This is a genomic window from Rhizobium ecuadorense, from assembly GCF_001187535.1.
GTDB classification, from domain to species: Bacteria; Pseudomonadota; Alphaproteobacteria; order Rhizobiales; family Rhizobiaceae; genus Rhizobium; species Rhizobium ecuadorense.
On record NZ_LFIO01000041.1, the window covers coordinates 22,164 to 32,640 of the forward strand.

Annotated in this window: 8 protein-coding genes; 1 reads left to right on the top strand and 7 read right to left on the bottom strand. The window is 61.8% G+C overall.

Going from position 1 to position 10,477, the window contains the following annotated elements:
* Positions 1-58: 58 nt before the first annotated feature.
* The 5 genes from AF337_RS02170 to thrC all read right to left on the bottom strand — a co-directional run bounded on the left by AF337_RS02170 (position 59) and on the right by thrC (position 7,956).
* A complete protein-coding gene (locus AF337_RS02170; RefSeq protein WP_049730856.1) occupies positions 59-571 on the bottom strand; it encodes a hypothetical protein in 513 nt (170 codons plus the stop codon).
* Positions 572-1,676: 1,105 nt separating this feature from the next.
* Complete coding sequence (locus AF337_RS02175) at positions 1,677-4,589, bottom strand: sensor domain-containing phosphodiesterase (RefSeq protein WP_049730857.1); 2,913 nt, start codon at positions 4,587-4,589, stop codon at positions 1,677-1,679.
* Positions 4,586-5,200 (bottom strand): GNAT family N-acetyltransferase, encoded by a 615-nt coding sequence (locus AF337_RS02180; protein ID WP_049730858.1) that lies wholly within the window; start codon positions 5,198-5,200, stop codon positions 4,586-4,588. Before AF337_RS02180 ends, AF337_RS02175 begins: the two co-directional genes overlap by 4 nt.
* A 29-nt stretch (positions 5,201-5,229) precedes the next feature.
* Entirely contained in the window at positions 5,230-6,528 is a 1,299-nt protein-coding gene (locus tag AF337_RS02185) for a M16 family metallopeptidase (RefSeq protein WP_049730859.1), read from the bottom strand.
* 3 nt (positions 6,529-6,531) lie between these two features.
* The gene (gene thrC / locus AF337_RS02190) at positions 6,532-7,956 is read right to left on the bottom strand and encodes a threonine synthase (protein ID WP_049730860.1); all 1,425 of its coding nucleotides are present in this window, start codon (positions 7,954-7,956) and stop codon (positions 6,532-6,534) included.
* A 276-nt stretch (positions 7,957-8,232) separates the two neighbouring features.
* Between thrC and AF337_RS02200 the strand changes: the two genes are divergently transcribed.
* Entirely contained in the window at positions 8,233-8,880 is a 648-nt protein-coding gene (locus tag AF337_RS02200; RefSeq protein ID WP_190238090.1) for a hypothetical protein, read from the top strand.
* A 320-nt stretch (positions 8,881-9,200) separates the two neighbouring features.
* Here the strand turns inward: AF337_RS02200 and AF337_RS02205 are convergent, their stop codons facing one another.
* Positions 9,201-9,890: an HAD family hydrolase gene (locus AF337_RS02205; protein WP_049730863.1), complete on the bottom strand. Its 690-nt coding sequence runs from the start codon at positions 9,888-9,890 to the stop codon at positions 9,201-9,203.
* A gap of 142 nt (positions 9,891-10,032) precedes the next feature.
* Positions 10,033-10,477 (bottom strand): methyl-accepting chemotaxis protein (locus AF337_RS02210; protein ID WP_244471157.1); only part of this gene is annotated, 445 nt, incomplete at its 5' end.

Below are 10,477 nucleotides of genomic sequence, written 5' to 3' on the forward strand. Positions count from 1 at the left end.
AGATGAAGCGGCGACCATAGAGGTTCCGTACGCTACCTCAATCAATTCGCAAATCATTTCAGAAATTACACTGAACGGCCGAACATTTCACAATCACCTCGTGCCATTCGTAGTACCACAACAGACCTTGCGCGATAACAGTCGAGACCGCGACAACCAATATCATCTGTCGGAGCGTGAGGGATTTCCAAAACATAAGCCGAGCTAGAAGTAGGCAGCTCGTCATTCCTGCCGGAAACATCAACACTGGCAGGAATGAAGCAAATTCTGCTTCAGCTCGGTTTTTTGACGAACAGCACAAGAAATATTGGTGGTCTTCCGAAAGCCCAAGAATGACTTCGGTCGCCGCTATATACCCGCTCCAAACCACCGACACTGGGCCAAGAAGAAACCCCACGACAGCGACGACGAGGAATGCTCCAAAAAATAGGAACGGTTCCAGGCCGATCATAAAAGCGAGTGTTTTCAGAACGAGAAAGACTGGCGATGCCAGAACACAAAGCAACGCCGCTAATGCCCAAGCCCGCTTTTCTCTCTGAGTTGGAAGGTCGACTTCGGCTTGCACATCCATGCGTGGCCCTCAAATGTGAAAAGTAAAACGACCATGTGGTGGTAGTGCGTGGCCAAAATCGCTAACTTTATGCTGATCACACTGTCAAGCCATCTATTGCGCGATCAGTTTGACCCCAACCCCAGAACGTCTCTTTTAAATCTTTGCAATTTTGCAATACTTTCCGTATGTTAGGCGATCTCTCGTGGTTTTTTCTGCCTAATTCCGGAATTGCCTGTGCCTACTGCAGAGGACAGACTACCCCCAGGCGGCGCGAACCTTGACGAGAGGATGCAGACGATCAACTCGACCAGCTCGACGAGAAGCAGGAAGCTTGATGCGGCTAGGTGTGCTTAAGCGTTGAAGGGCAGACCTGGTGGTTGGGGTCATACCATAGCACGCGCATTACATTCAGATGATGTATACAGTGGATGCGGAATACGATCGTCGAATAACGGCCGGTCGTCCCACACTAGTGACCATGCCTGGCTGTAATAGACGAGCTTCTGAAGTTTCATTGCCGACATCTCTCCCTCGCGGTCGAGAATGTAAGTCGCCACGTCAACAGCGCGTGCCATCGGAGATCCTGTAACCTGTTCGGTTAATCGACTTGCGGACGAATAGAACAATATCCGCCAATCGTCAAAGTTTCATGGCGATCTTGCGTTAAACTGTGCCGTCAGGCTAATCAGATGCGCAATCGCAACCGAAGTTTCAAAACTTTGAAACGCTGGGTTGGCAGGAGTGGAATTCCCGTGGTGTAGGGCGCATGGCTGGCATTGTTCGTATGGTCAGCATCTTGCACAGTGCGGGTAGAAAATTGGCACCTCGTTCACTGCCTGCACGTAGAGATTTAATTTGTAACATCTTTGTTGGGAAACGCTTCCTGCAAGCAGCACCATCTTTGCGCCGCGGAACCTGCTGTCTAATTATTGGGCACTATGTCTGTGGTGCAATGCAAAGACACAAAAGGAAGACATCGTGTCTCCTTGCCATTCAAGAAGGTCGGGTTTCCAAGGCTTTTGAACGATGGTGGGCGCTCCCTCCGAGCCTATCACTATTGTCAATAGTGGCCAAAGGTGCCCTTTGCCGCCGAGCCGGCAACCTCTGAAACCGGCCGCTCCGATCACGCCCGCTTCGTCAGCGGAAACCGCTCCCGCAGCAGCCGCAGCACCGATTCCGAGGCGATCGGCGGGCCGAACAGATAGCTTTGTCCGTAGCTGCAGCCCATCTTGGCGAGTTCGATCGCATCCTCGTTGGATTCGATCCCTTCGGCCACCACCTTCATTTCAAGCTCGCGCGCCATGGCGATCACCGATCTGAGCACGGTCGCCTTCTTGTCGCTGCCGTCGCGCACCAGCGCCTTGTCGAGCTTGATCATGTCGAAGGGGAAACGGGTGAGGTAGGCGAGCGAGGAATAGCCGGTGCCGAAATCGTCGAGCGCCAGGCCGATGCCGGCTTCCTTCAGCTTCTGCAGCACGAGTCGGGCCTGTTCCGGGTTTTCCATCACCATGGACTCGGTCAGTTCCAGCTTGAGGCGCGCGGGGGCGCAATGCGTCTTGGCGAGAACCGAGCGCACGTCGTCATAAAGCTCGTTGTTGAGCAGTTGCACGCTCGACAGATTGATCGACACGAAGATCGGCAATTCGCCGGTCTGATTCTGCCAGCTCATCAGATCGTTGGTCGCCTGCTCCAGCGCGAACATGCCGAGCGGACCGATGAGATCGGAGGCCTCGGCGATCGGGATGAATTCGGATGGCGGGATATTGCCGCGTTTGGGATGTTCCCAGCGCATCAGCGCCTCGAAGCCGGCGACCTCGACATCTTCAAGCCGGGCGATCGGCTGGTAGACCATCGACAATTCCTTGCGTTCGATGGCGCGGCGCAGGTCGGTTTCGAGCTGCAGCCGGTCGGTGCCGAAGTCGCGGAAGGCCGGCTGGAACGGCTCGACACGGTTGCCGCCGGCCCGTTTTGCCCGGTACATCGCAAGCTCGGCGTCGCTGAGCAGGCCGGTGGCGCTCTCCTGCCGGTCCACCCAGGAGGCGAGGCCTGTCGAGGCCGTCAGGATGATCTCGCGGTTGGCGAAGTTGATCGGCACCATGATCGCCTTGCTGATCGCATCGGCGAAATCGGCGACCTTGGCCGGATTGTGCTCGGACACCAGGATGAGGCCGAACTGGTCGCCGGCCAGCCGCGCCAGCGTGTCCTGCGGCTTCAACAGCCGGCGCAGGCGCCGCGTCAGCGCAATCAGGATATTGTCGCCGGCCGCAACGCCGAGCGCATCGTTGACCAGCTTGTAGCGGTCGATGTCGATCACCATCACGGTGGGGCGCAGCGTCTCGCCGCCCGGCGCCAGCGCCAGCACCGCCTGCAGCCGGTCGAGGAATACCTGTCGGTTCGGCAGGCCGGTCAGATTGTCGTGCAGCGCATCCTGCAGCAGCCGCTCGACCGAGTTTTTCTGCTCGGTCACGTCGACGATCGTGCCGACGCAGCGGATGATTTCGCCATTCGAGCCGAGCACCGGCCGGGCGCGGATCAGCAGCCAGTGAAAATGCCCGTCCTCGGCGCGGATACGGAATTCGTGATTGAGCCGGCCGCGCCGGTGTTCGAGCAGCACGTCGAGCGTGGCGCGGAAGCGGTCGCGATCATCCGGGTGCAGCCGCGGCAGCCAGTTGCGCGCCGCGCCATGCATGGTGCCCGGCGATAGGCCGAGCTTGGTCGAAACGTCGGGAATGGTGACGACGCGGTCGCGCGCCACGTCCCAATCCCACACCATGTCGCCGGAACCGGTCAGCGCCAGCGATTGCCGCTCGAGATCGGAAAACAGCCCTTGCTGGAAGGCGCCGCCGGCAAAGGCGTGCTGCATGACGGTGAAGCCGATCAGCAGCACGATGAGCACCAGGCCGCCGCCGAGTGCCGGCTGGATGATGTCGTTGTCGAGCCGCCCGGTGACCGTCAGCCATGCGCCGAACAGCCAGACGAGCGTCAACGCCCAGGCCGGCACCAGCAGGATGGCGCGGTCGTAGCGGTTGAAGCCGAGATAGACGATCAGTAGGAGCCCGGTCGCCGCCGTCAGCGCGAAGGACAGCCGGGCAATGCCGGCGGCAATCGACGGATCGTAGATCGCCACGCCGAAGAGCAGCGCCAGGCCGAGCACCCAGGCGAGCGTGGCGTAACCGAGATGCGCATGCCAGCGGTTGAGGTTGAGATAGGTGAAGAGGAAGATGACGAAACTCGAGGCGAGCGCCACTTCGGCGCAGGCGCGCCATATTCGCTGGTCGGCCGAGGCGACGCTGATCAGCTTGCCGAGAAAACCGAAGTCGACGCAGATATAGCCGAGCACCGCCCAGGCAAGGGCTGCCGTCGCCGGCAGCATCGAGGTGCCCTTGACGACGAAGAGGATGGTCAGGAACACCGCCAGCAGGCCGGCAATGCCGAGCACGATGCCGCGATAGAGCGTGAAGGCGTTGATCGTGTCCTTGTAGGCGTTCGGTTCCCAGAGATAGATCTGCGGCAGCTCCGGCGTCGACAGCTCGGCGACGAAGGTGATGACGGCGCCGGGGTTCAGCGTGATGCGGAAGACGTCGGCCTCGTCGCTCGGCTGCCGGTCGAGCGCAAAACCTTCGCTGGGCGTGATCGCGCTGATGCGCTGCGAGCCGAGATCCGGCCAGAACAGCTTGGAGTTGACCAGACGGAAATGCGGCGCGACGATGACGCGCTCCAGCTGTTCCTCCGAGACATTGGCGAGCGCAAACACTGCCCAGTCGCCCTGGTGGTTTTCCGAGCTTGCCCTGACCTCGATACGGCGGCGGATACCGTCGGCGCCGGCAGCGGTGGAAACCTGGAAGGCCTCGCCCTGATTGACATAGATTTCGGTCGTCGCGGTCAGGTCGAGCGCGGTGTCGTCACGGGAAATCTTCACCGGTTCGGCCGCCTGGGCAGTGCCCGCCGCCAGGGCGAAGACTGCCAGGAAAAGGGCTGCGATCACCGCGATCATTCGTCCGGACGGTGATTTGGGCAGCATGCGGTCTCTGGTCATCGGCTGTCGGTTATCCTGCCTTTATCCGTATCGGTGGCGAGACGTGAAAACATCACATGGTCATGCCACTGACCGTTGATCTTCAAATATCCGCGCAGATAGCCTTCCTGCTGAAACCCGGCCTTTTCAAGCAGGCGGATGCTGCGCGCGTTATCTGGAATACAGGCTGCTTCGATACGGTGCAACTCAAGCCCGGTGAAGATATAAGGAATAACCATTTGCAGGGCGGCGAACATATGCCCCTGGCCGGCATGGCGTTCGCCCATCCAGTAGCCGATCATGCAGCTTTGTGCCGCACCCCGCCTGATATAGCCGATGGTGATGCCGCCGACGAGTGTGTGGTTTTCCTTGAGGAAAATGAACAGCGGGATTGCCTGGCCCGAGGCATATTCCTGCTTGCCGCGGATGACGCGGGCGCGGTAGGCGCCCTCCGTCAGCTCGTCGCGCCGCCAGGTCGGCTCCCAGGGTTCCAGGAACTTGCGGCTTTCGGACCGCAGCCGGTGCCACTGGTTGAAATCCTGGTAGCGCGGCAGGCGTAAGAGATATCTGTCGTTTTCCAGCTCGACCGCATCCGGCTGCCGCGACAGAAACCGAAACACCGATTTTGGCATCGATCACTCCCGGCAGGACGGACGCCGGCTCAGCGGCCGGCCTGCATCGTCTTCGGTGCCGGGACCGAAAGCGACGCGGTGATGTCTTCCATCGGCGCGAGCTGTTCCAGCGGCCCGATCGCCGAAAGCGTCGGCACCGTGTCGTAGAACAGCCGGCCGGCGAGATCCGTCAGCCGCTCGATGGTGATGCCCTCCAGCCGCTCCATCATCTCCGGATTGGAGATCGGCCGGCCGTAAAGCATCATCTGCCTGGCGATCTGGCCGGCGCGCGATGCCGGGCTTTCCTGGCCCATCAGCAACTGGGCGCGGATCTGGGCGCGGGCGCGCTCGATTTCCTTCTGGTGGATCTGATCGGCGGATTTGTGCAGCTCGTCGATGATGACGGGCACCAGCTCCGGCAGGTTCTCGCCGCCGGTCGCGGCGTGAATGCCGAAGATGCCGGTGTCGGAAAAGCCCCAGTGGAAGGCATAGACCGAATAACAGAGGCCGCGGAACTCGCGCACTTCCTGGAACAGCCTGGAGGACATGCCGCCGCCGAGGATATTGGCAAGGATCTGCGAACAGTAGAAATCGCGGGCATGATAGGGCTTGCCCTCGAAGCCGAGCAGGATCTGCGCGTCCATCAGGTCGCGCGGCTCGCGCACGCTGCCGCCGATATAACGTGCCGCTTCCATGACCGGCGGCGCCGAAGGCTCGCTCGGCAGGCTGGCGAAACGATCCTCGACCATGCGCACAAACTCGTCATGCTCAACGGCGCCGGTGGCAACCACGAACATCCGGTCGGTCGTGTAGTTGCGGCCGAGATAGCCGCGGATCTGCTGCGGCGTGAAGGAGACGACGGTTTCCGGCGTGCCGAGGATGGCCCGGCCGAGCGTCTGGTCGCGATAGGCGACTTCGGAGAACCGATCGAACACCACATCGTCGGGCGTGTCGTTAGCGGCGTTGATCTCCTGCAGGATCACCTGCTTCTCGCGCTCCAGCTCCTCTTCCTCGAAGGCCGATTCCGTCAGGATATCGGCAAGGATATCGACGGCGAGCGGCACGTGGTCTTTCAGCACGCGGGCGTAATAGGAGGTCGTTTCGGTCGAGGTGGCGGCATTGACTTCGCCGCCGACATCCTCGATTTCCTCGGCAATCTGGCGGGCCGAGCGGCGTCCCGTTCCCTTGAAGGCCATGTGTTCGAGCAGGTGGGCGATGCCGTGCTCGTCTGCCGTCTCGTTACGCGATCCCGATTTAATCCAGACTCCGAGCGCAACGCTTTCCAGGTGCGGCATGGTTTCTGTCACTACTGTCAGCCCGGATTTCAGCCGGGTGCACTCAACTGTCATTGGCTATCTTTCTGCGCCTGCCGTCGTCTTGCCGCGGGCGTGTTTGCCGATAAAGGTTTCTACGGCTTTCAGCTCCGGTTCGATGATCTGGAAGCGCTCCTCCCTGTGCATCAGATCAGCAAGCCACGTCGGAAGCGCCGGGTCAATACCGCAGGCCGATTTTACGGCGGCCGGGAATTTTGCCGGATGCGCGGTCGAAAGCGTCACCATCGGCGTATTCGGCTTTTCCTTCTTCCTGGCGACGAAGACGCCGATCGCCGAATGCGGATCGAGGAGATAGCCGGTCTCGGCATGGGTCGTGCGGATCGTCTCGGCCACCTGTTTTTCGCTGGCGCGCCCGGCGCGGAAGTCGCGGCGGATCGCCTTCAGCGCCTCGGGACCGATCTCGAAGCCGTTGGATTGTTTGAGGCTTTCCATTGCCGCGCGCACCTTCGAGGCGTCGCGCCCATAGGCTTCGAACAGCAGCCGTTCGAAATTCGATGAGATCTGGATGTCCATCGACGGCGACGTCGTCGCCTTGACCGCCTTCATGTCGTAACGGCCGGTCTTCAGCGTCCGCTCCAGAATGTCGTTCTCATTGGTGGCGATGACCAGCCGGTCGATCGGCAGGCCCATGCGCTTGGCGCCGTAGCCGGCGAAGATATCGCCGAAATTGCCGGTGGGCACGGTGAACGAGATCTTCCGGTCCGGTCCGCCGAGCGCCACCGCCGCCGTGAAATAATAGACGATCTGGGCCATGATGCGCGCCCAGTTGATCGAGTTGACGCCGGAGAGGCCGACCTTGTCGCGGAACGCCGCGTCGTTGAACATCGCTTTGACGAGGTTCTGGCAATCGTCGAAATTGCCCTCGACGGCGAGCGCATGCACGTTGCCGGCTTTGGAGGTCGTCATCTGCCGCTGCTGCACCGGCGAGACCTTGCCGTGCGGGAAGAGAATGAAGATATCGGTGCGCTCGCGCCCCGCAAAGGCGTCGATCGCAGCCCCGCCGGTATCGCCCGAGGTGGCGCCGACGATCGTTGCCCGCTCGCCGCGCTTCTCCAGCGCATAATCCATCAGCCGGGCGAGCAGCTGCATCGCCACGTCCTTGAAGGCCAGCGTCGTGCCGTGGAAGAGTTCCATGACGAAGCTGTTCGGCCCGGTCTGCACGAGCGGCGCGATCGCCGGATGGCGGAAGGTGCCGTAGGCCTCGTCGATCATCGCCCGGAAGGTCGCCTCGGGGATTTCGCCATTGGTGAAGGGCGACAGGATGGTGAAGGCGACTTCCTGGTAGCTCTTGCCGCGCAGCGCCCGGATTTCTTTCTTCGAAAACTGCGGCCACTCCCGGGGAACATAGAGCCCGCCGTCGCGCGCCAGCCCGGTCAGCAGGGCGTCGCAAAAGCCGAGGGCAGGGGCCTCGCCGCGGGTCGAGATATAGTCCACGTTGGTCATCCTTGATCTATCGCTGGAGGAAATCCGGTCGGGCCGGGCCGTGGCCCGCACTGCCGGAAACCGGCCCCGGAATCGAGAAGGGGCTGCGCTTGCGGCCATACCATCGCCGTCATCTTGTTGAAGTTGCCCGCATCCGGCGGCGAAAAGTGCATCAAAACGGCGCGTACCCAATCGATTTTTGTTTGCGCCGCTGATATAGACCATCGCAAACCGTCGTGAAAGGCCTCACTGAAAAGACATGAGGCCTCCAAGAAACGCTTGTGCAAAGGGTGGAACATAGTGCTCGGCAAGGTCTCGCGTCTCATCGTCTCCGCTTCTCTTCTTGCCCTGCTCGCCAGTTGCGATACGCTCGGCATCGGCGGCGACAGCAAGTCGGCGGCGGCGCCGGCGCAGCCGAACGGCACCGCCCAGATCATGCCGCTGGCACCCGCCAACCCATCCTCGAACAATCCTTCGATCGGCACCGCCAAGACGGCACAGGGCGCCGTCGCCCCCGTCGTCCAGGGCGCCTGCCCGCAGATCTTCATGCGCGATCAGGATGCGATCTTCCGCACCTATGCCAAGGGCAAGAAGGACGATCCGCAGCAGATCGTCTTCCAGGCCTCCTTCGGCGATTACACCCGCCAGTGCTCGCTGAGCGACACCAACCTGACGATGACCGTCGTTGCCCAGCTGCGCCTGATCACCGGCCCGGCCGGCGCCCCCGGCCCGGTGACCCTGCCGATCCGCGTCACCATCCTCGACGGCGAGACCGTGCTCTATTCCGAGGTCACCAAATTCCCGACCGAGATCCCGGCCGGCGCCCCGGGCACCCAGGTGATCTTCCGCAAGGACGGCATCAAGATGCCGGTCGGCTCCGGCGCGCTGGTGCGCGTCAATGTCGGTTTCGACACCCAGCCGGCAAAGACCAAGAAGAACAGCTGAGCTACTTCCGAAAAGTGGGCTTGGCCCACAGCCTCCGGATCGTGACATCCCGGCCTGGGAGATTGGCGAGGGCGGCCCCTCATCCGGCTGCCGCCACCTTCTCCCCGTAAACGGGGCGAAGGGGATATGCCGCAACCTCTCCGTCCCTCGCCAACGTCTCGCGGGGCAAGTCCCCTCTCCCCGTTTTTTACGGGGAGAGGGTTAGGGTGAGGGGCAGTTATCGGCACGAACCGGGCAGCGGTGGCTCAAGCCCGACGAGGACGGAGCGGGGGAGCCTGGAGAGCAATCCAGCCAAAGGCGCAGGCTCAGCGCCAAAGACCCTAAAGCACGCCTTCCCAGGCCGCCAGCGCGGCGACGACGCCGGGCAGGTCGTTCATGCGGGAGATCGCCGTTTCGGCGCCGGCGTCGGTCAGCTTGTCGGCATGGGCGGGATAGCTGTGCGAGGCGCCGGTGAAGCCGATGACGCGCATGCCGGCGGCGCGCGCCGCATGCACGCCGTGCACGGAATCCTCGACCACCACCACCTTGTCGGGCGACACGCCCATCTGGCTTGCGCCGTGCAGGAAGATGTCGGGCCTCGGCTTGGCCCGGTCGGGGCCGAGATCCTTGGCGGAAAAGATATTGGGGGCAAACAGCGGCTTCAGCCCCACCTTGCCCAGCATCATGTCGAGCCGCTTCGTGCTCGAATTCGAGCAGATGCAGCGCTTCATCGAGAGCCTGGAGACGGCGAATTCGATGCCTGGAATGGCCTTGACGTCATTCGCCAGCCTGGCGTCGAGCAGCTGCTCCGACTTCTCCAGCAGCGAGGCCGAAAACGGGATGCTCGCTTCGCGTTCGATCTGCAGCAGGATGTTGCGCCATGTCATGCCGGCGAAGCGTTCGCCCATTTCCTCGACGCCGATCGGATATCCGGCCTCCGTCAGAAGCGCGGATTCGACTTCCGCGGCGATGATTTCGGAATCGACGAGAACGCCGTCGCAATCGAAGATAATGAGATCGAAGCCGTTCATATGTTCACGCCTTGCTGCAAGTCCGGGTCTATCAGGGAGTGCTGCGGCTTTACACGATGCCCGGCCAAAGCTCAACCTGATCCCAAGCATGGCTGCGATGCGGCAAGCGACCGGCTCCGTGGTCGCTGCCGGATCGCTTCCCTCAAGCCGCCCGTCGTGCGAATTGCGTCGAGGCCGTCGCACGGAGCTTGAAGCGGGACACGAGTTCGCGCAGCCTGGCGGCTTCCTCGGCAAGATGACCGGATGCGGCGGTCGATTGTTCGACCATGGCAGCGTTCTGCTGGGTCACCTGGTCCATCGAGTTGACGGCGGTGTTGACTTCGGCAAGGCCGGTCGACTGCTCTCTTGCCGATACGGCAATGGCGTCCATGTGCTGGTTGATGCGGGCGATCTGTTCGCTGATGGCGCTCAGAACCTGGCTGGTGTCGAGAACCAGCTTGACGCCGCTTTCCACTTCCACCGAGGATTTCTGGATGTGGCCTTTGATTTCCTTTGCCGCCTGAGCCGATCGCTGGGCGAGTTCGCGGACTTCCTGGGCGACGACGGCAAAGCCCTTGCCGGCCTCTCCGGCGCGTGCCGCTTCGACG

What these genes read in the sequence shown, in the direction of transcription:
- AF337_RS02185 (WP_049730859.1), bottom strand. Translation starts at nt 6,528, where the DNA reads ATGACAGTTGAGTGCACCCGGCTGAAATCCGGGCTGACAGTAGTGACA.
- AF337_RS02205 (WP_049730863.1), bottom strand. Translation starts at nt 9,890, where the DNA reads ATGAACGGCTTCGATCTCATTATCTTCGATTGCGACGGCGTTCTCGTC.
- AF337_RS02170 (WP_049730856.1), bottom strand. Translation starts at nt 571, where the DNA reads ATGGATGTGCAAGCCGAAGTCGACCTTCCAACTCAGAGAGAAAAGCGG.
- AF337_RS02180 (WP_049730858.1), bottom strand. Translation starts at nt 5,200, where the DNA reads ATGCCAAAATCGGTGTTTCGGTTTCTGTCGCGGCAGCCGGATGCGGTC.
- thrC (WP_049730860.1), bottom strand. Translation starts at nt 7,956, where the DNA reads ATGACCAACGTGGACTATATCTCGACCCGCGGCGAGGCCCCTGCCCTC.
- AF337_RS02175 (WP_049730857.1), bottom strand. Translation starts at nt 4,589, where the DNA reads ATGACCAGAGACCGCATGCTGCCCAAATCACCGTCCGGACGAATGATC.